21 protein-coding genes are annotated in these 21,422 nt (G+C 66.7%); 13 read left to right on the top strand and 8 right to left on the bottom strand.

Translation table 11 applies throughout. The annotated features are described in order from the left end of the window. Positions 1 to 138 precede the first annotated feature (138 nt). Both OZN62_RS08615 and OZN62_RS08610 read right to left on the bottom strand, forming a co-directional pair. Positions 139 to 1,902 carry a hypothetical protein gene (locus OZN62_RS08615; RefSeq protein WP_269099199.1) on the bottom strand — a complete coding sequence of 588 codons (1,764 nt, stop codon included), beginning with the start codon at positions 1,900 to 1,902 and terminating at the stop codon, positions 139 to 141. A gap of 47 nt (positions 1,903 to 1,949) precedes the next feature. Continuing rightward, positions 1,950 to 3,179, bottom strand: coding sequence for a TIGR04063 family PEP-CTERM/XrtA system glycosyltransferase (locus OZN62_RS08610; protein ID WP_269099196.1), 1,230 nt, complete (start codon positions 3,177 to 3,179; stop codon positions 1,950 to 1,952). Positions 3,180 to 3,267: 88 nt separating this feature from the next. On the opposite strand from OZN62_RS08610, the gene OZN62_RS08605 reads away from it, so the two are divergent. Genes OZN62_RS08605 through OZN62_RS08595 form a run of 3 tightly spaced genes read left to right on the top strand, consistent with a single transcriptional unit; the run spans position 3,268 to position 5,898 of the window. Further along, entirely contained in the window at positions 3,268 to 3,432 is a 165-nt protein-coding gene (locus OZN62_RS08605) for a hypothetical protein (protein ID WP_269099195.1), read from the top strand. After that, on the top strand, positions 3,425 to 4,795 hold the full coding sequence (locus OZN62_RS08600) for a putative O-glycosylation ligase, exosortase A system-associated (protein WP_269099194.1): 1,371 nt from the start codon (positions 3,425 to 3,427) through the stop codon (positions 4,793 to 4,795). Before OZN62_RS08605 ends, OZN62_RS08600 begins: the two co-directional genes overlap by 8 nt. After that, entirely contained in the window at positions 4,756 to 5,898 is a 1,143-nt protein-coding gene (locus OZN62_RS08595; RefSeq protein WP_269099193.1) for an acyltransferase family protein, read from the top strand. Before OZN62_RS08600 ends, OZN62_RS08595 begins: the two co-directional genes overlap by 40 nt. Positions 5,899 to 5,904: 6 nt before the next feature. Here OZN62_RS08595 and OZN62_RS08590 read toward each other — a convergent pair whose 3' ends face one another. Further along, positions 5,905 to 7,140: a polyhydroxyalkanoate depolymerase gene (locus tag OZN62_RS08590; protein ID WP_269099192.1), complete on the bottom strand. Its 1,236-nt coding sequence runs from the start codon at positions 7,138 to 7,140 to the stop codon at positions 5,905 to 5,907. 203 nt (positions 7,141 to 7,343) lie between these two features. On the opposite strand from OZN62_RS08590, the gene OZN62_RS08585 reads away from it, so the two are divergent. From OZN62_RS08585 to OZN62_RS08565, 5 genes are all read left to right on the top strand, one after another. Further along, positions 7,344 to 9,140 carry an ABC transporter transmembrane domain-containing protein gene (locus OZN62_RS08585; protein ID WP_269099191.1) on the top strand — a complete coding sequence of 599 codons (1,797 nt, stop codon included), beginning with the start codon at positions 7,344 to 7,346 and terminating at the stop codon, positions 9,138 to 9,140. Positions 9,141 to 9,269: 129 nt separating this feature from the next. Then, entirely contained in the window at positions 9,270 to 11,393 is a 2,124-nt protein-coding gene (locus OZN62_RS08580; RefSeq protein ID WP_269099189.1) for a M13 family metallopeptidase, read from the top strand. Positions 11,394 to 11,510: 117 nt separating this feature from the next. After that, positions 11,511 to 12,356, top strand: a complete 846-nt coding sequence (locus OZN62_RS08575; RefSeq protein ID WP_269099187.1) for an undecaprenyl-diphosphate phosphatase — start codon at positions 11,511 to 11,513, stop codon at positions 12,354 to 12,356. A 142-nt stretch (positions 12,357 to 12,498) separates the two neighbouring features. Next, positions 12,499 to 12,768, top strand: coding sequence for a hypothetical protein (locus OZN62_RS08570; protein ID WP_269099185.1), 270 nt, complete (start codon positions 12,499 to 12,501; stop codon positions 12,766 to 12,768). 80 nt (positions 12,769 to 12,848) lie between these two features. Continuing rightward, positions 12,849 to 13,100, top strand: a complete 252-nt coding sequence (locus tag OZN62_RS08565) for a hypothetical protein (RefSeq protein ID WP_269099184.1) — start codon at positions 12,849 to 12,851, stop codon at positions 13,098 to 13,100. A 75-nt stretch (positions 13,101 to 13,175) separates the two neighbouring features. On the opposite strand, the gene phhA is transcribed toward OZN62_RS08565, so the two are convergent. The 3 genes from phhA to OZN62_RS08550 are packed head-to-tail and all read right to left on the bottom strand — an operon-like array spanning position 13,176 to position 14,673. Continuing rightward, positions 13,176 to 14,123, bottom strand: coding sequence for a phenylalanine 4-monooxygenase (phhA, locus tag OZN62_RS08560; protein ID WP_269099183.1), 948 nt, complete (start codon positions 14,121 to 14,123; stop codon positions 13,176 to 13,178). Positions 14,124 to 14,155: 32 nt separating this feature from the next. Beyond that, complete coding sequence (locus OZN62_RS08555; protein ID WP_269099182.1) at positions 14,156 to 14,377, bottom strand: hypothetical protein; 222 nt, start codon at positions 14,375 to 14,377, stop codon at positions 14,156 to 14,158. Continuing rightward, positions 14,374 to 14,673 carry a hypothetical protein gene (locus OZN62_RS08550; RefSeq protein ID WP_269099181.1) on the bottom strand — a complete coding sequence of 100 codons (300 nt, stop codon included), beginning with the start codon at positions 14,671 to 14,673 and terminating at the stop codon, positions 14,374 to 14,376. Before OZN62_RS08550 ends, OZN62_RS08555 begins: the two co-directional genes overlap by 4 nt. A gap of 118 nt (positions 14,674 to 14,791) precedes the next feature. On the opposite strand from OZN62_RS08550, the gene recQ reads away from it, so the two are divergent. The 5 genes from recQ to OZN62_RS08525 all read left to right on the top strand — a co-directional run bounded on the left by recQ (position 14,792) and on the right by OZN62_RS08525 (position 19,875). Then, a complete protein-coding gene (gene recQ / locus OZN62_RS08545; protein WP_269099179.1) occupies positions 14,792 to 16,576 on the top strand; it encodes a DNA helicase RecQ in 1,785 nt (594 codons plus the stop codon). Positions 16,577 to 16,660: 84 nt separating this feature from the next. Then, entirely contained in the window at positions 16,661 to 17,578 is a 918-nt protein-coding gene (locus OZN62_RS08540) for an SPFH domain-containing protein (RefSeq protein ID WP_269099178.1), read from the top strand. Positions 17,579 to 17,598: 20 nt separating this feature from the next. Beyond that, complete coding sequence (locus tag OZN62_RS08535) at positions 17,599 to 17,811, top strand: toxin-antitoxin system HicB family antitoxin (RefSeq protein ID WP_269099177.1); 213 nt, start codon at positions 17,599 to 17,601, stop codon at positions 17,809 to 17,811. 19 nt (positions 17,812 to 17,830) lie between these two features. Further along, on the top strand, positions 17,831 to 18,841 hold the full coding sequence (locus tag OZN62_RS08530; RefSeq protein ID WP_269099175.1) for an LLM class flavin-dependent oxidoreductase: 1,011 nt from the start codon (positions 17,831 to 17,833) through the stop codon (positions 18,839 to 18,841). 47 nt (positions 18,842 to 18,888) lie between these two features. Next, positions 18,889 to 19,875 carry a right-handed parallel beta-helix repeat-containing protein gene (locus OZN62_RS08525; RefSeq protein ID WP_269099174.1) on the top strand — a complete coding sequence of 329 codons (987 nt, stop codon included), beginning with the start codon at positions 18,889 to 18,891 and terminating at the stop codon, positions 19,873 to 19,875. Here OZN62_RS08525 and OZN62_RS08520 read toward each other — a convergent pair whose 3' ends face one another. Both OZN62_RS08520 and ribA read right to left on the bottom strand, forming a co-directional pair. Next, a complete protein-coding gene (locus OZN62_RS08520) occupies positions 19,876 to 20,373 on the bottom strand; it encodes a GNAT family N-acetyltransferase (RefSeq protein WP_269099172.1) in 498 nt (165 codons plus the stop codon). Next, the gene (gene ribA / locus OZN62_RS08515) at positions 20,370 to 21,407 is read right to left on the bottom strand and encodes a GTP cyclohydrolase II (protein WP_269099170.1); all 1,038 of its coding nucleotides are present in this window, start codon (positions 21,405 to 21,407) and stop codon (positions 20,370 to 20,372) included. The genes OZN62_RS08520 and ribA overlap by 4 nt, the downstream gene beginning before the upstream one ends. Positions 21,408 to 21,422 lie beyond the last annotated feature (15 nt).

Here is a 21,422-nt window from a genome sequence, read left to right as displayed (position 1 = left end):
CGGTAACGAAACGCGACTCACCAGCCCGTGGCGCTGCACGAAAATGTCGCGAAGCGCCCTCATGGCGACAGGATACAATTTTGGCAAGGTTTGTGCGCTGCAGAATGACTCGGCGGCGCTAAAGCAGGCCTTTGCGGCTTACTTGCTCATGCGCTGCAGGTTCAGCAGCGCTTCGCGCAGGGCGCGCTCGTTGTCGTCGTTCGACGGCTTCGGGCGCTCGGAGCGCGCCGTGACAGGGGCTTCCCTGCCGGCGGGCGGATCGAAGGGGCGGGCATTGTCGGTCGGAGCGGGGGCGGGCTTGCGCTCCTGCTGTCCCGGGAACAGCACGGCCGGCTCGGCGCCATCGGCTTCCGGCTCGGGTTCCTCGATCCGCGGAAACTCTTCGTCCTGCCGCTTGAACGGGTTGAGCGAGGCGAAATTGTCCGAAGAGGCGGTGTCGTCCTCCTCGTCTTCGAATTCGTCCTCGTCGTCTTCACGCGAATATTCGGTCGGCACGACAGGTTCGACCGCGGTCGCACGCGGCAGCGAGAACGAGGCAGTAAGCTCTTCGAGGCCATCGTCGTCCTCATCCTCGAAGTCGATGGCATCAGCGAGGGCCTGGTAGCTCGGCGGGGCGGCTGCCGGTTTTGCCTCTTTGTTGTCCTCTTCTTCGTCCTCGACGAAGCTGACAGGTTCGGCCTGCATCGCTGCGGACTTGCCGAACCATGCCGCCATGGCCTCGGCAGCGTCATCGGCACCGGCCGGATCGAAATCTTCGGGCACGGGAGCTTCAGCAGCGGTTTCCTTGACGGGAGCCGGTTCGAGCACGGGCGCAGCCTTGCGGGCTGCGGCCTGCTCGGCGCTCCATTCACGATGCTTCTCAAGCGTGTCGCCGAGGCGCTGGACCAGCTGGACCAGGCCTTCGCCGTCCTCTTCGTCCTCGCCAGCGGCATCGTCGGTGGCATGCGGCATGTCTGCCGCAAAGAATGCGTCTTCCGAGTCCTGACCTTCGAAAATCTGCTTGTCGGTCACGTCGTCCTCGTCTTCTGGTCCGTGTACTTCCGACACGTCGATATTGACCGAAACGGCGGTCATCGACGGCGGCGAGAATGCCAGCGGTTCGTCCGCCTCGGCTTCGCCCTCCGGCTCTTCGGTGACCATGTGGTCCTCGGCCTCGGCGACGGCGGCGATGAATTCCTGGCGCTCGAAATGCGGTTCGGGCGCATGGAACTCGTTCTCGGATTCGTCGTCGGCAGACTGCTCCTCGACCTCTTGCACTTCGGTTAACTCGGCGCTGGGATCGAGTTCGAGCAATTCTTCCGGCTCCGGCTCCGGTGTAGGCACGAATTCCTGTCGCGGCTCTTCTTCCCCGGCGTGTGCGACCGGTTCTTCCGGGGCTTCTTCTGTTGGGTCATGCTCGGCTCGGGCGTCGACATCATCGGCGCCCGGCAGCGGGACGACATTGAGAAAATCGCTCGGTCGTTCTTCCTCTTCCATCGCCAGGGCGCGGCGACGACCGCCGGGGGTGGCTTCGGCTTCTTCAGCGACAGCAATGCCATCGTCGCCGATATCTTCGCGCGCGCTGAGGATGCGGCCCGGCTTGGCCTTTGGCTTCGAGCCGGAAGCTCCGGCAGAAATTCGCCGGGCAAGAAAGTACCCCAGCGCTCCGCCGCCGACAGCGCCGGCCAGGGCAATCAGCGCGCGAGCGGTAAAGCCCAGCGGCGGTGCCGCTTGCGGCAGGATGGAGGCAAGTCCGCTACCTATGGTGACGCGTTCGAGCAGGGCGGCGGGGATGATCAGGCTGCCGATGCCCAGCAGGGCGGCAAACCACAGCGCCACGACCCAGGGGAACGCCGGGCTGGCGGTGATCGGCGGCTTCGCGCTGCGCCTGTTACCATCGATGTGCTCGGGGCTGTTTGCCACGGGCCGATCCTACGTCTGCGCCGTGTTTTCCCGCAGCGCCTGATGGGTCAGGCAGCCGCCGGGATACGGCTATCCGAGGATTCGCCTAGCAGACCAAGGTAAACGACCTGATAACGCTGTGCGTTGGTGGCCCAGTCGTGATTTGCCTGCACGTGCGCGCGCGCCGCTTCGCGGATTGCGTCCCATTCCTCGCGACGATCCATCAGATCGGCCAGCGCCGTGGCGCAGGCTGCAGGATCGTCCGGCGCGAACAACACCCCGGTCTCGCCGTGGCGGATCAGTTCGCGGTGTCCGCCGACGTCGCTGGCGGCGACCAGCTGCATCTGCGCATTGGCCTCCAGCGGTTTCAACGGCGTGACGAGGTCGGTCAGGCGGCTCTTCTTGCGCGGATAGGCCATGATGTCGGTGAGCGCGTAGTACCGCTCCACCTCGGCATGGGGCACGCGGCCGGTGAAGTGGATGCGGTCCGCCACGGGGGAGGCCGCGGCCTGCGCGCGCAGGCTCTCGTCCATCGGTCCGCCACCCACCAGCAGCAGGTGTGCACCGGGATGGCGCTGTGTCAGCATGGGCATGGCGGCAATCAGGTCGTCCAGCCCCTCGTAATCGTAGAAGCTGCCGATGAAGCCGATCACGGGGCCATCTCCGATGCCGAGTTCCTTCGCCAGCGCGGCGTCGCGCGCGGCGGGTTCGCCGAAGGTGGTCAGGTCCACGCCGTTCGGCATGATGCCGATCTTCTCGGCGGGAAAACCGCGTTGGACGAGGTCCGCCTTCAGTCCCTCGCAGATGGTGAACACCGCGTCTGCCCCGCTCACCGCCATGTTTTCCAGTTGCCGGGTGAGGCGGTATTTGAGCGAGCCTTCCCTGCCGGTCAGGTTGCCGACGGCGGCATCCTCCCAGAAGGCGCGGATCTCGTAGACCACGGGCACGCCTAGCTTGCGCCCGGCGCGGATCGCGGCCAGCCCGTTCAGCGCGGGGGAGTGGGTATGCAGGATATCGGGCTTCCACTCGGCGGCGAGGGCGACGATGGCGTCGGCAAGTGCGTCGATCTCGCGCCATTCCTTCAGCCCCGGCGGTCCGCCCGGCTGGCCCGGTGTGCGATGGAAGGTGAGGCCGTCGACCTCCTCCACCGCCGGACCGTCGGCCGTGTGCCGCTGGCCGGTGATCCCGCGCACTTCCAGCCCCAGCCCCTGCTGCGCGCGCAGGATGGCCCGCGTGCGGAAGGTATAGCCGCTGTGCATCGGCAGCGAGTGGTCAAGGACGTGCAGAATCCGTGTCATCGGCGCATTCCCTGCCAGAACACACTTAACGGCGCGTCAATAGCTTGGCCGTAAGGCAGTTTCCTACAGAAGCGAGGACGCTTTACCGGTGATCGACTACTTCTCCATTGCGCTGACGCACGGGCTGATCCTGCTCGCCTGCTGGCGGCTGCTGTTTCGCGAGGAGCTGGATACCGAGGGCGCCGCGCCGGAAACCAGGCCGCGCCCGTGGCTGAAGGACGATCCCGCCCAGGAGGGCACGCCCGATGCGTGACCTCGTCCTCCTCGCCTTCGTTGCCGCCATCGTGGCCATGGGCTTCCGCCGCCCGTTTCTGTGGGTGCTGCTGTATATCTACGTCGATATCGTCACGCCGCAGAAGATCGGCTACGGCATCATCACCTCGATCTCGCTGTCGCTGCTGTGTTTCGTCGCGGCCTTTGCCGGCTACGTGTTGCTGGATGACAAGAAGGGCAGCCGCTTCACCCTGCGGCAGGCGCTGATCGTCGCGCTGCTGGGGTGGTGCGGCCTCACCACCTACTTGCTGGCGGACTTTCCCGAGGCCGCGCTCACCAAGTGGGACTGGGTGTGGAAGAGCCTGGTCTTCGCCGCCTTCCTGCCATTGACGCTGCGCACCAAGCTGCGGCTGGAGGCAGCGGCGCTCGTCATGGTGCTGTCGGCCGCTTCGATCATCATCTCGGCCGGTATCAAGACGGTGTTGTCGGGCGGGGGCTATGGCACGCTCGTCTCGCTGGTGGACGACAATTCGGGCCTCTACGAAGGGTCCACCCTGTCGACCGTCGCCATCGCCATGATCCCGCTGACGCTGTGGGTGGCCAAACATGGCTCGATCTTCACCGAGCGGCGGCTGGCCATGCTGTTCGCCGTCGCGCTGGTCTTCGCCGCGCTGCTGGTGCCGATCGGCACGCAGACGCGCACCGGCCTGATCTGTATCGCCGTGCTCGGCGTGCTGGCGCTGCGCTCCATCAGGTACCGTTTCGTCTACGCCGGCCTTGCGGGCGTCGCGATGCTGGTGGCCTTGCCGTTCCTGCCCGCCAGCTACACCGAGCGCATGTCCACAATCACCGAATACCAGGCGGACGAGAGCGCGAGCACCCGCGTGGCGGTGTGGCGCTGGACGCTGGACTATGTGCAGGACAACCCGCTGGGCGGCGGCTTTGACGCCTTCCTCGGCAACAGCTTCACCTACAACACCCGCCAGACGGTGGAACTCGGCAATACCGAGACGGTGGTCTACCAGGAGGTAACGGACGAGGGGCGCGCCTACCACTCGGCCTATTTCGAGGTGCTGGGCGAGCAGGGCTATCCCGGCTTCCTGCTGTGGCTGGCGCTGCATGGTCTTGGCCTGTGGCACATGGAACGTATCCGCCGCCGCTATCGCAACAGTGAGGATCCGGCCGAGCTGCGCTGGCGCTCGCTGGCGACCGCCTTGCAGCACGGCCACGTGGTCTACCTCGTTGGCGCTGTGTTCGTGGGCGTGGGCTACCAGCCCTTCATGTTCATGCTGCTGGGCCTGCAGATCGCGCTGTACACGCTAATGAAGCGCGACTGGAAAGGCACGCAGGAACCGCATCGCCCGTGGCTGGCGAACCGGCAGGCAGCGGAGCAGCCCGCATGATCGCCCCGCCGATCCCGCCGCAGAGGGAGCGTTTCCCGCACCTCGCCGCACTGACCGGCCTGCGCGGCGTGGCGGCGTGGTTCGTCGTCTTCTACCATGCGCGCCTGTCGCTCACCGACTGGATGCCCGAAGGGGCGCTGGCCGCAGCCGGCCAGGGCTATCTCGCGGTGGACCTGTTCTTCATGCTCTCCGGCTTCGTCATGTGGCTGAACTACGGGCCGAAGCTGCGCGAGCAGGGCTTGTCCGGGGCCAAGAGCTTCTGGTGGCGGCGCTTCGCGCGCATCTGGCCGCTGCACCTCGCGGTGCTGGGCGCGCTGGTGGCATTCGCCCTGCTGCTGCTGGCGACCGGCCGGGACGCAGCGAACTATCCGCTCGCCGAACTGCCGCTGCACGTGCTGCTGGTGCAGAACTGGGGCTTCACGCCCGAACTCACCTGGAACCACCCAGCCTGGTCGATCAGCACCGAGCTGGGCGCCTACCTGCTGTTCCCCTTCGCCGTCCTCGCCGCGCGCTGGGAAAGCCTGCGCCCGCTGGCGCTGGTGGCCGGCGTGGTGCTTTGCGCAGCGCTGCTGCACGCCGTCTTCTTGGTGGCCGGGGCCGAGACGCTGGGGGACCAGATCACCCGGCTGGGGCTGGTGCGCTGCGTGCTGCAATTCGGCATCGGCATACTGCTGGCGAACCTCTGGCTCGCCTGGCGTGGGCGCAAGTCCGCGCTGGCCGTCTACGCGGCCTGCCTGGCATGCGGCGCGGCGCTGCTGCTGGGCGCGCCCGAGACGCTGCTGGTCCCGCTCGCCTTTGCCACCCTGCTGCTGGCGCTGGCGCTGGACGGCGGGCCGCTGGCGAGGCTGCTGTCCTCGCGCCCGCTCGTCTGGCTGGGCGATGCGAGCTACGCGACCTATCTCGTCCACTTCCCGCTGCTGGTGGCGCTGAAGCTGGTGGCCGTGGGCGACGACCTGCAGATCGCGCCTGCTGTCTTCGCGGCCTACCTGCTGGTGCTGCTGGTGCTGTCAGGCGCGCTCTATCGCTGGCTGGAGAAACCCGCGCAGAAGTGGCTCAATTCACGGTCGCCATACGCCACGCGCAGGGCCGTTCCGGCGGAATAGTCCCGACTACTTGCTCGTGGGCGACGGATGCGCGCGCATCCACTCTTCCACCACCGGCGCAATCCGGCCGCGCCACTTGCTGCCATTGAAGATGCCGTAGTGGCCCACGTCGCGGGCGAGGTGGTACTTCTTCTTCGACAGCGGCAGGTGCTCGGCCAGGTCCAGCGCGGCGCGGGTCTGGCCGATGCCGGAAATGTCGTCGTGCTCGCCCTCGATCGCTAGCAGCGCGGTGTCGCGAATGGCATCAGGATCGATCGGGGTGCCGCGATGGACGAACTCGCCCCTGGGCAACGAGTGTTCCTGGAATACGTGCTCGATGGTCTGCAGGTAGAACTCGGCGGTCATGTCGCAGACCGACAGGTATTCATCGTAGAACTGCTTGGTGCGCGCCGCGCTGTCATGATCGCCCACGGTCATGTGTTTGAACATCTCGTAATGGCTCATCATGTGGTCGGCGAGGTTCATCGAGATGAAGCCCGCCAACTGCAGGAAGCCCGGATAGACCTTGCGACCGGCCCCCGCGTAGGTGAGCGGCACGGTGGCAATGACGTTGTTCTTGAACCAGCTGAGCGGCTTTTCCATCGCCAGGTCGTTGACGCTGGTGGGGCTGGCGCGGGTGTCGATCGGCCCGCCCATCATGGTCAGCGTGGCGGGGCGACACGGGTCTTTCGCGGCGCCCATCACGGCGGTCGCGGCAAAGGCCGGGACGGAAGGCTGGCAGACGGCCAGCACATGGGTATCCGGCCCGATGAACTGCAGGAACTCGATCAGATAGTCGATGTAGTCGTCGAGGTCGAAATGCCCGTCTTCCAGCGGCACGTTGCGGGCATCCGCCCAGTCGGTGATCCACACCTGCTGGTTTTCGACCATGCGCTGCACCGTGCCGCGCAGCAGGGTGGCGAAGTGCCCGCTCATCGGCGCGACGATCAGCAGCTTGGGGGCATTGTCGGGCAGGCCCTCGCGCACGAATCGGCGCAAGCTGCCGAACGGCTTGTCCAGCACCACGCTCTCGCTGACCGCGTGCGCCTTGCCGTCGATTTCCACCGGCTGGATGTCGAACTCCGGCTTGCCGCGCTCTTCATAGAGGTGCGCGAACACCTTCAGCGCCGAAGCCGTGGCCGGCCCCATACCCATGTAACCCAGCGGCAGCGCTGGATTGTCCAGCAATTGCGCCCCGACAGAGGCCCAATGGCTGGCTGTTCCCAGCCACACTCGCTGCATTTCATAGGCGGAATAAAGCACTCGATGCGTCCCCTGCGACGCGCTTGGTGGCGCGTGGATTGGGCGGTCCGCGTTTGCCGCGTGTCCCGCGAAGGCGGCAGACATGCCCCTTTTGCGTCGATGTTGCAATGCGACAAAGCGGATTCGGTGCCCGCGCCTTTCACCGGTTTTGTCGCCAGAGCGCGCTTCAACAGCGACAATCTTTGCGTTAGAGGCCTGCCACCATGGCTGCCCCAGAGACGTCCCCCGAAACAGGCGAAGAACCGCAGAAGGCGAAAAGCCTCAGCCCGCTGACGATGATCTTCCGCGAGGCGGGCAAGTATCCCTTGCAGCTGGTCTTCGCCGCGATGGCGCTGCTGGTGTCGGCCGTGATCACCTCGCTGGGCCTGCCCAACGTGCTGCGGCTGATCATCGACCAGGGCTTTTCCGGCGAGGGCGATATCTCGCGCTGGTTCCAGTACCTGCTGGTGCTGGTCGCCGTCCTGGGCGTGGCGACGGCGGTGCGCTTCTATTTCGTCAGCTGGCTGGGCGAGCGTGTCGTCGCCGACATCCGGCGCAAGGTCTACGACAACCTGCTGCGCCTGTCGCCGGGCTTCTTCGAGGAGAACAGCCCCAAGGAAATCTCCAGCCGGATGACGGCGGACACCTCGATCATCGAACAGGTGGTGGGCACCACGCTGTCCGTCGCGCTCCGCAATGTCATCATGGCGGTGCTGGGCACGGGCTACCTGTTCTGGCTGGCCCCGCAGCTGGCCTTCTGGCTGCTGGTGGGCATCCCGGTGGTAATCGTCCCCATCGCCATTTTCGGCCGCCGCCTGCGCGATGTCAGCCGCACCAGCCAGGACCGCGTGGCCGATGTCGGGGCGATGGTGACCGAAATGCTTTCGGCGATGAAGATCGTGCAGGGGTTCAACCAGGAAAGCCGCGAGGCCGAGCGGTTCGGCGTGGCCGTGGAAGAGACCTTTGCCGTCGCCAAGCGCCGCATCCTGATCCGCGCGGTGATGACGGCACTGCTGATCACCCTCATCTTCGGAGCGATTACCGTGCTGCTGTGGCGCGGCGCGGTGATGGTGACGACGGGCGCGATTTCGGGCGGCACAATCGGCGCCTTCATCTTCGCCGGCGTCATCGTGGCGGGTGCCTTCGGCGCGCTGACCGAGGTGTTCGGCGACCTGCTGCGCGGCGCGGGCGCGGCCAGCCGCCTGCGCGAACTGATGGACGAGAAGCCCGAGATCACCGTTCCCGAGCGTCCGATGGCGCTGCCGCAGCCGCCGCGTGGCAGCCTGTCGTTCCAGAACGTCAGCTTCAGCTACCCGACCCGTCCGGGCGAACTGGCGATCGAGGATTTCTCCCTCATCGTGGAGCCGGGCGAGACCGTCGCCATCGTCGGCCCGTCGGGTGCGGGCAAGTCCACCATTTTCCAGCTGGCCGAGCGGTTCTACGATCCCGCCGCCGGCACCATCCGCATCGACGGCGTGCCGCTGACGCAGGCGGACCCGGCCGAGGTGCGTCGCCGCATGGCGCTGGTGCCGCAGGAAGGCATCCTGTTCGCCGCCAGCGCGCGCGACAACCTGCGCTACGGTGCCTGGGACGCGGACGAGGACGCCATCTGGGAGGCCGCGCGCGCGGCCAATGCGGAAAGCTTCCTGCGCGACCTGCCCGAAGGCCTCGACACCTTCCTTGGCGAAGGCGGGGCGCGCCTGTCGGGCGGCCAGCGCCAGCGCGTCGCCATCGCCCGCGCCCTGCTGCGCGATGCGCCGATCCTGCTGCTGGACGAGGCGACCAGCGCACTCGATGCCGAGAGCGAGCGGCTGGTGCAGGACGCGCTGGAGCACCTGATGGAGAACCGCACGACACTGGTAATCGCCCACCGGCTGGCCACCGTGCGCGCCTCGGATCGCATCGTGGTGATGGAAGATGGACGCATCGCCGAACAGGGCGATCACGCCAGCCTTACGGCCAAAGGCGGTCTTTACGCGCGCCTGGCAGCCTTGCAATTCGACGATCCCGTCACGACCTGAAGGTAAACGGCCTTGACTTGCGTCGAACGGATTCGGCGCTTAATCGAATTGGTAACGACAGAAACCGGCCAAGCTCTTGAAGCTGGGCCGCAAATTTTTCCGAGAATTGTGAAAGAGGACTGCCCGGACATGATCCGCAAGATACTTGCAACTTCCGTTTCGGCCATCGGCCTTGCCATGGCCATGCCCGCCGCCGCCCAGGACCAGGAGGAGCGCGACTGGCCGACGATGGACTTCGGCACCTGGGGCGTGGACCTGGAGCAGATCGACACCGAACTCGATCCGGGCGACAACTTCAATGCCTATGCCAACGGCAAATGGATCGCCGCGAACGAAATCCCGGCCGACCGCCAGCGTTATGGCGCCTTCGACATGCTGCGCGAGGAATCGATTTACGACGTAGAGACGCTGGTCGCCGACCTCGTCGCCTCCGATCCCGCGCCAGGCACCAGTGCCCGTCGCATCGTCGACGCCTTCAACGCCTACAACAACGTCGAGGCGATCGATGCCAGCGGCCTCGCGCCGGCCTACCCCTATCTCACCGAAATCTTCAGCGCGCCCGACCTCGAGCGGCTGGCGCAGCTGTTCGAGATGCCCGGCTATCCGGCGCTGGTGAGCGCGGGCGTGGGCGTCGATGCCCGCAACCCCACGCAGTACGCCGTGTCGATCGGTTTCGACGGCATGGGCCTGCCCGACCGCGACTATTACCTGGTCGATTCGGAGAGCAACATTGCCATCCGTGAAGCCTACCAGGACTACCTCACCTTCCTGCTGGGCCAGGCCGGTTACGCCGATCCACGCGCGGCCGCCGAAGCGGTCTACGCCTTCGAGCACCAGGTCGCCGAGCTGGAATGGGCGCGCCAGATCCTGCGCATGCCCAACCTCACCTACAACGAGGTGACGCTGGACGAGTTGGTCGAACTGTCGGGCGATTTCCCCATCACCGCGCTGCTGGAGGCCGGTCGCTTCCCGCAGCAGGATCGCTACCTTGTCCCGCAGATTCCACCGACCGCCGAGGAAATCGAGCAGTACGGCCTGACCGAGGCGCAGGTGGCCATGATCGGCGGCGGCACCCCGGCGATGATGGAACTGCTCACCGAAACCCCGCTCGCCACGCTCAAGGCCTACATGGCTGCGCGGTTCCTGTCGGGTAACGCCTCTGTCCTCACCACCGAGCTGGATGAGGCGAACTTCGATTTCTACGGCCGCACCATCAACGGCCAGGAAGCGCAGCAGGAACGCTGGAAGCGTGCCATCTCGGCCGTCGAAGGCAGCCTGGGCGAACAGCTGGGCGCGCTCTATGTCGAGCGGTACTTCCCGCCGAGCAGCAAGGCCAAGATGGACGAGCTGGTCGCCAACCTCTCGCGCGCCATGGCTTCCTTCCTCGACGAGAACGAGTGGATGACGCCCGAGACCATCGCCGAGGCGCGCACCAAGCTGGAAGGCTTCGTGCCGATGATCGGCTATCCGGACGAGTTCGAGACCTATGACGGCCTCGAGATTGCCGCCGACGATCCGCTGGCCAACCGCATCAGCACGATCGCCTGGAACCAGCAGGACAATCTCGACCGGCTGGGCACCGAGGTCGATCCCAGCGAATGGGGTATGTTCCCGCAGACGGTGAACGCCTACTATTCGCCGCTGACCAACCGCATCGTCTTCCCCGCCGCCATCCTGCAGCCGCCGTTCTTCAACGCGGATGCGGACCCGGCCGTGAACTACGGCGGCATCGGCGCCGTGATCGGCCACGAGATCGGCCACGGTTACGACGACCAGGGCTCGCAGTTCGACGCCACCGGCACGCTGCGCAACTGGTGGCAGGATACCGACCGCGAAGGCTTCGAGGCCTTCACCGCGCGGATGGCCGAATTCATCGAGGCCTATTGCCCGGTCGACAGCCCGGAAGGCCCGGTCTGCCTGCGTGGTGCCCAGTCGATGGGCGAGACGCTGGGCGACGTGGTCGGCCTGCAGATGGCCTATCGCGCCTACCGGCTGTCACTGAACGGCGAGGAAGCCCCGGTGATCGACGGGCTGACCGGCGACCAGCGCTTCTTCCTCGGCTTCGCGCAGATCTGGCGCGGCATGGAGCGCGAGGCATCGCTGCGCAACCGCGTGATGACTGCCAACCACCCGCCGGGCGAATTCCGCCTGAACAACGCCGTGCGTCACCACCCGGCCTGGTACGAAGCGTTCAACGTCACCGCTGACGACGAACTCTACCTGCCGCCGGAAGAGCGCATCGCCATCTGGTAAGCACCAGCATCGCGTCAGGCGCTACAATCAGACAAACCGAAGGGGGCGAGGGTTGACTTCGCCCCCTTTGCGTTGGAGCGAGGGAACTCAACTCTTTGCCGGACGCAAGCGCAGCGCATGACCTTCATTGAAATGCTGATCCTCGCCATCGTGCAGGGGATCACCGAATTCCTCCCGATTTCGTCTTCCGGACACCTGATCCTCGTGCCGGTCTTCACCGGCTCGGAAGACCAGGGGCCGATGATCGACATCGCGGTCCACATCGGCTCGCTGCTGGCGATCATCGTCTACTTCTTCAAGGACGCCTGGGGACTGGCGCGCGGCGGGTTCGCCACCGTGGGCATCGGCCACGCGCCGGAACAGCGGCGGCTGTTCTGGTGGATCATCCTCGGCACCATCCCGGCGGTGATCCTCGGCCTGTCGATCAAGACCGGGGCCTTGAACGGGGTCGCTACGGCGCTGTTCGGCCTGACGATCGAGGATGGCGACCTGCTCGCCTCGCTGCGCTTCACCGACCTCATCGCCTTCAACCTGATCTTCTACGGCGTGCTGCTGGGTGTGGCAGACCGGTTCGGCCGCGAGGACCGCAGCTACGAGGACATGACCTGGCGCGACGGCCTGCTGGTGGGCCTGGCGCAGGCGCTGGCGCTGATCCCCGGCACCAGCCGTTCCGGCGTCACCATGACGGCGGCGCGCGTGCTCGGCTTCGGTCGCGTGGAAGCGGCGCGCTTCTCCTTCCTGCTGTCGATCCCGGCGGTGGCGGGTGCGGGCGTGCTGATCGTGCCGGACCTGATGGCCGCAGGCAGCGACATGGTGCGCGAGGCCTTCATCACCGGTGTGCTGACCTTCATTGCCGCCTTCGCGACGATGGCCTTCCTGATGAACTTCCTGAAGAAGGCCTCGATGATGGTCTTCGTCATCTACCGCATCGCCATGGGCATCTTGCTGCTGGTGATGTTCTAGGCCTCAGGAAGCTGCGCCCGCCTGCACTCCGCGCGCAATATCCTTTCGCCGGCCCCTTAGCCCTTGTGAATGGCCGATAAATCGGAACCCGGAGGCCCGGTTCCCCGTTGATCAGACAAGCATAAGGCAAAGGAAGAGCACCGTGGGATATCTGTTCATGATCGTAGTGGGAGCGACCTTCGGGTGGCTGGCTGCGCTCATGCGCAAAGCCCTGACCCTGCGTGGCCTTGCCCTGAACCTGGGGGGCGGCGTGGCTGGCGCCCTGGTCGCCGGCCTGTTTGTCGGACCGGCAATTGCCGACGGGAATCTGGCGCGCGGAACCTATTCGGTCGAAGCGGTGTTGATTTCCATGATCGGCTCGCTGGCCTTGCTGCTTGTCGCCAATCTGCTGCGGAACAGCGAGATGGGCTGAGCGGGTCGGCTGCCTTGCATCCGCATGCCGGATGCAGGGCGCACGAAGTATAAATAATTGATTCTCGAAGGGGATTTGAAATGAAGAAGATCATTGCATTCGCGTCGGCCGCTGCCCTTGGCCTTGGTGTCGCTGCCTGCGACAGCCCGGCCGAAGAAGCTGCCGAGGAAGAAGCCGAAGCCATGGAAGAAATGGCCGACGACATGGAAGACGCCGGCGCCATCACCGACGAGCAGGCCGATGCCATCGAGGCCGCGGCCGACGACATCGAAGATGCCGCCGAAGGCGATACCGATGCCATGAGCGAAGGCATGGAAGAAGCCGTCAACTAAGTCGGCTTTCACCGCAAACACGAAGGGCCGGTTCCCCTGCGGGAGCCGGCCCTTTCGTTTGCCTGGCTGCGGCGCTCAGACGGGTCTGGCGCTACTGCCCCGGCCACCGCGCAGGAAATATTCCTGGGTGCCCCGGTGCAATACGTCGTCGACGTCGATTACCGCCGAATTGGCATAGGTAAAGCTGGCGCCAAGATTGCGGTAGAGCCGGTCGAAATCGCGCTCCACCGTCTGCCGGTAGAGGTCCTCGAAGCTCTCGATCACGAAATAGGTCGGCTGCAGGTCGTCGATCACGTAGTCGGTGCGCATGACGCGATCGACGTTGAGCATGATGCGGTTGGGCGATTCCGCCTCCAGCGCGAAGACCGCTTCGGTCGGGCCGGAAGAGATGCCCGCACCGTAGATGCGCGGCTCGCCGTTCTCTAGGATCAGGCCGAATTCCACCGTGTACCAGTACAGCGCGCCCAGCGCCTTCAGCTTGTTGTAGCGCATCGCCTTCCACCCGGCGCGGCCATATTCCTGCATGTAGTCGGCGAAGGTCGGGTCGGTCAGCAGCGGGACGTGGCCGAACACGTCGTGGAACACGTCGGGTTCCTGGATGTAGTCGAAGGTCTCGCGCGTGCGGATGAAATTGCCGGCCGGGAAGCGGCGGTTGGCAAGGTGCCAGAAGAACACGTGATCGGGGATCAGCATGGGCACGGGCACCACGGACCAGCCGGTCAGCGCGCCCAGTTCGCGCGACAGCCGGTCGAACGACGGCACGCCGCCATTGCCCAGGTTCAGCCGCTCCAGCCCGCGCAGCATGGCCGAGCAGGCACGCCCGGGCAGCACGTCCATCTGCCGGGCGAACAGGTCGTCCCAGATCTTGTCGTCTTCGGAGGAATATTCGGTCTGCGCCGGTTCCAGCCAGTCCTCGCCCACGTGCGCCGGGCGCTTCAACGGCGCGGTGAAGACGCCCTCCGGCACTTCGGGAAGGGTCGCGAAGTCCTGCTTCGCGGATGCTTGGTCGGCGGTCTGGCTCATGCCGTGATCATATCACAGGCGCACTACCAGTTTCAATTGTAACCATCCCCGTCGGCGGGAGGGTCTTCCGGGGCTGGCTCCCCGGGCCGGGTATCGAGCATGTAGGCGGCGTCATCCAGGGCCGCTTCTTCGCCTGCGGTCATCTCGCCGGGGCCGGTGGCCGAGGCGCCATCGTCGCAGGCGGCCACCCCGGCCATCAGCGCCAGCGCGGCGAGCCGCGCTGTCAGGTTGCCGGGGTGGTCGTGCCGGATCACTCGGCAGCGTCCAGTTCGGCCTGGGCTGCTTCGGCGGCGGACAGCGCGTCGTCGACCGTTTCCTGCGCGGCGTCGCCGGCAGCTTCGGCGGTCGCTTCGTCGGCGTTCATCTGCGCATCGACCTCTTCGTCGGACATGGCATCGGCATCGGCGACCGGATCGGGCACGCCGTCCATGGCGTCGTCGGCCGGCACTTCCACGCTGTCCGCCAGGGCGTCTTCCGAAGCGTCGGTGGTGTCGCCGCAGGCAGCGAGCGCGAAGGCGGCGGCGGTGGCGACAAGGGCGATCTTCTTCATGGCTGGTTGGCCTTTCCACTGTGGTTTCGTTGCTTCGGGCAATAGCCCAGCACGCCACGCGTGGAAATGCCGATTTCGGCGGTAGGCGCTGCCCATGCGACCTGTCACAGGGGAGGCGATGAGCGAATCCTTCACCCTGGACCAAGCGCGCGAGGCGCTGCGCCGGATATACGGCTTTGCCGATTTCCGCGGGCGGCAGGAGGACGTGATCGCGCGCGTGCTGGCCGGGCAGTCCACGCTGGCGGTGATGCCGACGGGCGCGGGCAAGTCGCTCACCTACCAGCTGCCCGCCTGCCTGCTGGATGGCACCTGCGTGGTGATCTCCCCGCTGATCGCGCTGATGCATGACCAGCTGCGTGCGGCGCAGGCCAACGGCATCCGCGCGGCCACGCTGACCAGCGTCGATGCCGACTGGCGGGAAACGCTCGACGCTTTCCGCAGCGGTGCGCTGGACCTGCTCTACGTCGCGCCCGAACGCGCCAGCCAACCGGGTTTCCGCGACCTGCTGTCGAGCGCGAAGCTGGCCTTGTTCGCGGTGGACGAGGCGCATTGCGTTTCCGAATGGGGCCATGACTTCCGCCCTGACTATCGCCAGCTGCGCCCGCTGATGGATGCCTTTCCCGACGTGCCGCGCCTAGCGCTGACCGCGACGGCGGACGCGCATACGCGGGCCGACATCCTCACCCAGCTGGGTATCCCGGAAGAGGGGCTGGTGGTTGCCGGCTTCGACCGGCCCAATATCCGCTACGCCATCCGCCCGCGTGATGCGCTGCCGCGCCAGCTGGCGCAACTGTGCGCCGACCATCCGGGACCGGGCATCGTCTATGCCCCCACCCGCCGCAAGGTGGAGGCGCTGGCAGAGCAGCTGGCCGGGGCCACGGGGCGCCCGGTGCTGCCCTATCATGCGGGCCTTCCGGCAGAGGAGCGCGCCGCCAACCAGGCCGCCTTCGTCGCCAGTGAGGACATGGTGATGGTGGCGACCATCGCCTTCGGCATGGGCATCGACAAGCCGGACGTGCGCTTCGTCGCCCATGCCGGCGTACCCAAGTCGATCGAGGCCTATTACCAGGAGACCGGCCGCGCGGGCCGCGACGGCGACCCGGCGCTGGCGCTGATGCTGTGGGGCGCGGGCGATTTCGCGCAGGCCCGGGCGCGCTTGTCCGAAGTCGACAGCGCTCGCCAGCAGGGGGAGCGGCAACGGCTCGACGCACTGGCCGGGCTGGTGGAGACGGCGGGCTGCCGCCGCGCGGTACTGTTACGGCATTTCGGCGAAGATCCCCCGCAGACCTGCGGCAATTGCGACAATTGCCTCGATCCGCCCGAGATGATCGACGTGACCCAGCTGGCGCGCAAGTTCCTCTCCGCCGTCTATCGCACCGGGCAAAGCTTCGGTTTCGGGCACCTGCAAAAGGTGCTGACGGGCACCGCGGACGAGCGGGTGCGTTCCAAGGGGCACGAAAACCTTTCGGTCTTCGGCATCGTCGAGGGGGAGGAGGCGGCACTGCTGCAACCCGTCGCCCGGGCGCTTCAGGTGCGTGGCAGCCTGGTGCAGACCGAGCATGGCGGGCTGGCCTTGGCCGGCGATGCCAAGGCCCTGCTGACGGGCGAGGCCGAGCTGATGATCTGCCGCCCGCCGCCCAGGCAGCGCAGCCGCAAACGGCGCGGCGATGCGACGCCCAACCCGGTCGGTGATCCGCTGTTCGATGCGCTGCGGGAACTTCGCCGCGACCTTGCCGCCGAGGCAGGTGTGCCGCCCTATGTCGTGTTCCACGACGCCGCCCTGCGCGCCATGGCCGCTAATCGGCCCGCCAACCTGGTGGAGATGGCGCAGATTCCCGGCGTCGGGGCGAAGAAGCTGGAAGCCTATGGCGAGGCCTTCCTCAAGGCGATCCGGGAGAACTAGCCGCTGTCACGCCCGCATTTGCCAAGCGTCGGTTTTTGATATAAAAGTGATATCATAATTATCGACACTGACAGGAGACGGGCAATGACAGCCGACACGGCAGACTTCCGCCGCAGCAAGGAACACCGGGCGAAAACCTACAACGGGTATTTCTTCCTCATCGGACTGCCGATCCTGTGGCTGCTGAGCTACTGGCTGGTCGGCAGCGCCATTCCCGGCCTCGACAATCCGGGCAAGGCGGGGAAGGTGCTCTTCGTCTTCACCCTAGCCGGCACGGCGATCGTCAATTTCATTTTCCTGTTCGGCTTCTTCATGGTGCAGCCGAACCAGACGCGGGTGATCACCCTATTCGGCAGCTATGCCGGGACCGAGCGGACCGAAGGGCTGCGCTGGATCTGGCCGTGGATGGGCAAACAGAAGGTCTCCGCCCGTGCGCACAACATCCATTCCGAGCGGGTGAAGATCAACGACAAGCGCGGCAATCCCATCGACGTGGCCTGCAACGTGGTGTGGCGCGTGCGCGATACCGCGCAGGCGGTGTTCGACGTCGACGACTTCAAGGAATTCGTGAACATCCAGATCGAGGCGGGCCTGCGCACCGTGGGCGCGCGCCATCCCTATGACGATTTCGAGGAAGGCGAGACCACGCTGCGCGGCAGCCCCGATGTCGTGAACGGCGAGTTGCAGACCGAGCTCAACGAGCGGCTGGCAGTCGCCGGCATCGTGGTCGACGAAGCGGGCCTGACGCACCTTGCCTATGCTTCCGAAATCGCCGGCGCCATGCTGCGCCGCCAGCAGGCCGATGCGGTGATCGCAGCGCGCAAGAAGGTGGTGCTGGGAGCGGTCGGCATGGTCGAGGATGCGCTGGAGAAGCTCTCCCGGGACGGCATCGTCGAGCTGGACGACGAGCGCCGCGCGGCGATGGTCTCCAACCTGATGGTGGTGCTGTGCGGGGATCGCGATACCCAGCCGGTGGTCAACGCCGGGACGCTCTACCAGTAAGCTGACGCCAGGAGGGAGCCATGGCACCCCCCAAGAAGCCAACCGGCAAGAAAGCCTTTGCCCTTCGCGTGGACCCTGCGCTGCATGACGCAATCGAGCGTCTTGCGGCGCAGGAGCTTCGTTCGGTAAACGCGGAAATCGAGATGCTGCTGCGCGAGGCGCTGGCCAGACGCGGGATCACGGTGCCAGTGTCAGCGCGGCCACGGCGGGGACGGCCTCCGAAGACGGACTAGGCCGCAGGGGGAGCAAGGGATGAAGTTCGGAATATTCGACCATGTCGACGACAGCGGCCTGCCGCTGGCCGAACATCTCGAAGCCCGCCTGCAGATGGCCGAGACCTACGACCGGCTCGGCTTCCACGCCTATCACGTGGCCGAACACCACGGCACGCCGCTGGGCCATGCGCCGTCACCCGGCGTCTATCTCGCGGCGCTGGCGCAGCGCACGCGGCGCCTCCGCTTCGGGCCGCTGGTCTACCTGCTGCCGCTCTACCACCCGCTGCGCCTGATCGAGGAGATCGGCACGCTCGATGCGCTGTCCGGCGGGCGGCTGGAGCTGGGCTATGGCCGCGGCATCTCGCCCATCGAGATGGGTTTCTACGGCGTCGATATGGCCGAGCAGCAGGAGCTGGCGGCGGAGACCTTCGACGTTGTCATCAAGGGGCTGACCCAGGATCGGCTGTCGCACTCGGGCAGGTTCTTCACCTTCGACGACGTGCCGATGGTGCAGAAATGCGTGCAGCAGCCGCACCCGCCGCTGTGGTACGGCACCAATTCGCCTGCCTCGGTGCAGCGCTGCGCGAAGCAGCGGCTCAACATGGTGACGCTGCTGGCGGGAGAGCCGATGCGCGGCATGATATCCGGCTACCGCGAAGCCTATCTTGCCTCTGGCGGCGATCCCGACACGATGCCGCTGGTGGGCGTGGGCCGCCACGTGGTCGTCGCCGATACCGACGCGGAGGCGCAGGCCCTGGCGCGGCCCGCCTTTGCCCGCTGGCGCGCCAGCTTCGTGCAGCTGTGGGAAGCGCGCGGGGCGGACAATCCCTTCGTGAAGAGCTTCCCGGCCGATTGGGATGCGCTGGTGGCGACCGGCGCGGCCGTGGCCGGCTCGCCAGCGACCGTGAAGGACTTCGTCCAGCGCGAAGCGGAACAGGCCGGCTACAGCTACTTCGTCGCGCAACTGGCCTTCGGCGACCTGCCGCTGGCGGCCGTGCAGCACTCCGCAACGCTGTTCGCTCAGGAGGTTATGCCGCAGGTCGGCTGACGTGCTTTAACGGCCCTTAACCAGTTTCCGCTATGCGTGCGGGGGTGATGAACCAGCAGTTCCGCCCCCGTGCCCCGCGCGTGTCGCTTGGCCTGATCGGCCTTGTCGCCGGCATTGCCGTGGCGGCGATCCCGCTGGCCGCCCTGTTCGCGCAGGACCGCGCTGCGCCCTTCACCGTGGTGGAGACCGGGCGCGGCTACCAGGACCTGCAAGACGCGGTGAACGCCATCGGCAATGCGCGCGGCACCATCGCCATCGCGCCGGGCCGCTACGAGCAGTGCGCGGTGCAGGAAGCCGGTCAGGTTGCCTATCTCGCCGCCGAACCCGGTTCGGTGGTGTTCGACGGCGTCACCTGCGAGGGAAAGGCCGCGCTGGTGCTGCGCGGAGTGAGCGCCGAAGTTGCGGGCCTGGTGTTCGAGAACATGCGCGTGCCCGATTACAACGGCGCGGGTATCCGGCTTGAACAGGGCGACCTGACCGTTGCCGAAAGCTGGTTCCGCGACAGCCAGCAGGGCATCCTGACGCACAACGACACCGGCGGACAGTTGGTGATCGACCGCAGCACCTTCACCCGCCTCGGCACTTGCGAAGGCTCGGGCGGTTGTGCCCATTCGATCTACACCGGCGAATACGGCTATGTCCGCGTCACCCGCAGCCGTTTCGAGGAAGGCCGCGGCGGGCATTACGTCAAGTCGCGCGCGATCCGCGTCGATGTGGCCTCGTCCAGCTTCGACGACACCCGCGGACGCGGGACCAACTACATGATCGACCTGCCGGGCGGGGCCAGCGGCCAGATCAGCAACAACTGGTTCGTGCAGGGGCAGGACAAGGAAAACTACGCGGCCTTCATCGCCGTGGCCGCCGAAGGCCGTGCGCATGACAGTTCGGGCCTGGTCGTGGTGGGCAACGACGCGCGCTTCGCCACCGGCGTCGACCGCAACTCGATCTTCGTCGCCGACTGGTCGGGTGACATGGGCGGGGTGGGCGACAATCGCCTCGACCGCCGCCTGACCCGTTACGAAGTCATCCGCTGATCAGCCGAAGGCCGGGGCGTAGCTGATTGCGGCGGCCGGGATCGGCGCACCGAAGCTCTTCACCTGCAGGTATTCGCCCAGTTCGCCCGCCAGTGTCATCGGCGTGCCTTGGCGATAGCCGAACCGCGCATAAAGGGCTGGATCACCCAGCACGGTAATGCCCCTTGCGCCGCGTTCCTTCATGGCTGCCTCACCCGCCTCCATCAGCGCGCGGCCCACGCCTTCGCCTTGCCGTGCCGGGGCCACCGCCACCGGCCCCACCACCATCCAGCCGGTCTCCCCGTTGGAGAGGCGAGCCTCGGAATAGGTAACCTGCCCGATGATTTCCCCGTCCTGTTCGGCCACCAGCGACAGCAGCAGTTCGCCATCCCGGCGCAGGCGGTCGATCACCTCGGCTTCGTCGCCGTCGGAATAGGGGTGCCCTGCGAAAGCCCGTTCCACCAGCGCGCGGATGGCGGGTTCGTCACCCGCCTGCTCCTCGCGGATGGCGTAGCTCATGTCAGCAGGTGCCCGGCCTTGTCGCGCTTGGTGGCGAGGTAGCGGGTGTTGTGGGGATTGGCGGGCAGTTCGTGCGGCACGCGCTCCGCCACGCGCACGCCGGCCTCTTCCAGCGCGGCGACCTTTTCCGGATTGTTGGTCATCAGCCGCACCTCGGCGATGCCGAGCAGGTCGAGCATGCGCGCCGCCAGCGGGAAGTCGCGCGCTTCCTCGGGCAGGCCGAGGCGGCGGTTGGCTTCCAGCGTGTCGACGCCTTCATCCTGCAGGCGATAGGCGCGCAGCTTGTTGATCAGGCCGATGCCGCGCCCTTCCTGCCGCATGTAGAGCAGCACGCCCCAGCCACCTTCCGCGCCGGCAGCAGACATGGCCGCCAGCGCATGGTCGAGCTGCGGGCCGCAATCGCACTTGAGGCTGCCGAAAATATCGCCGGTCAGGCATTCGGAATGCAGCCGCACCAGCGGCACCGTGTCGAGCGAGCGATCGCCCAGCACCAGCGCCACGTGTTCGCGCATGTCGCCGGCCGAGCGGAAGGCGACGATCTCCGCCTCTTCCTCTGCCGCGATGGGCAGGCGGGCGCGGGTGGCAATGGCGAGGTGTTCGGGGTCGCGCCAGGCGGCAAGATCGATGGACTTCAGCTCCACCGGCTCGCCTGCGGGTTCGGGATTGACGAGGAAGGCGGGCAGGACGCCGGCGATGCGCGCCAGCTCCATCGCGGCCTTGGCGGCGGTCATCCACTGCAGCTCTTCGGCGAGGAACGGGCCCTTGAGCGGGTTGACCGTATCGAGCGCGGGATCGGCCACCGGCAGCGCCGCACCAAGGCCCAGCGGTTCGGCCGCGCGCATCAGCACGGGGGAATGTCCGTCAGCCGCCGGGCGCTGGTTGGTGAGCTTGAGCGTTTCCGCCCGCGCGGCGGAGATCAGCATGTGCGGCGATTGCGCCGCGCCGCCGGGCGCGGTCTCCACCGGCAGCAGCACCGGCGCATCCCCCACCTTGATCGGCCAGCCATGGCGCAGGGCGTCGATCGCCTGCGCCACGCGGCGTTCGGGGGA

The sequence above is a fragment of the Aurantiacibacter sp. MUD11 genome, assembly GCF_026967575.1.
Taxonomy (GTDB): domain Bacteria; phylum Pseudomonadota; class Alphaproteobacteria; order Sphingomonadales; family Sphingomonadaceae; genus Alteraurantiacibacter.
This window is presented reverse-complemented; position numbering and strand designations above follow the sequence as displayed.

Excerpts from the sequence above, each read along its gene's own strand:
- OZN62_RS08530 (WP_269099175.1), top strand. The coding sequence starts at position 17,831 with ATGAAGTTCGGAATATTCGACCATGTCGACGACAGCGGCCTGCCGCTG.
- OZN62_RS08550 (WP_269099181.1), bottom strand. The coding sequence starts at position 14,673 with ATGAAGAAGATCGCCCTTGTCGCCACCGCCGCCGCCTTCGCGCTCGCT.
- OZN62_RS08575 (WP_269099187.1), top strand. The coding sequence starts at position 11,511 with ATGACCTTCATTGAAATGCTGATCCTCGCCATCGTGCAGGGGATCACC.
- OZN62_RS08535 (WP_269099177.1), top strand. The coding sequence starts at position 17,599 with ATGGCACCCCCCAAGAAGCCAACCGGCAAGAAAGCCTTTGCCCTTCGC.
- OZN62_RS08540 (WP_269099178.1), top strand. The coding sequence starts at position 16,661 with ATGACAGCCGACACGGCAGACTTCCGCCGCAGCAAGGAACACCGGGCG.
- OZN62_RS08585 (WP_269099191.1), top strand. The coding sequence starts at position 7,344 with ATGGCTGCCCCAGAGACGTCCCCCGAAACAGGCGAAGAACCGCAGAAG.
- OZN62_RS08525 (WP_269099174.1), top strand. The coding sequence starts at position 18,889 with ATGAACCAGCAGTTCCGCCCCCGTGCCCCGCGCGTGTCGCTTGGCCTG.
- OZN62_RS08580 (WP_269099189.1), top strand. The coding sequence starts at position 9,270 with ATGATCCGCAAGATACTTGCAACTTCCGTTTCGGCCATCGGCCTTGCC.
- recQ (WP_269099179.1), top strand. The coding sequence starts at position 14,792 with ATGAGCGAATCCTTCACCCTGGACCAAGCGCGCGAGGCGCTGCGCCGG.
- OZN62_RS08565 (WP_269099184.1), top strand. The coding sequence starts at position 12,849 with ATGAAGAAGATCATTGCATTCGCGTCGGCCGCTGCCCTTGGCCTTGGT.
- OZN62_RS08600 (WP_269099194.1), top strand. The coding sequence starts at position 3,425 with ATGCGTGACCTCGTCCTCCTCGCCTTCGTTGCCGCCATCGTGGCCATG.
- OZN62_RS08610 (WP_269099196.1), bottom strand. The coding sequence starts at position 3,179 with ATGACACGGATTCTGCACGTCCTTGACCACTCGCTGCCGATGCACAGC.
- phhA (WP_269099183.1), bottom strand. The coding sequence starts at position 14,123 with ATGAGCCAGACCGCCGACCAAGCATCCGCGAAGCAGGACTTCGCGACC.
- OZN62_RS08520 (WP_269099172.1), bottom strand. The coding sequence starts at position 20,373 with ATGAGCTACGCCATCCGCGAGGAGCAGGCGGGTGACGAACCCGCCATC.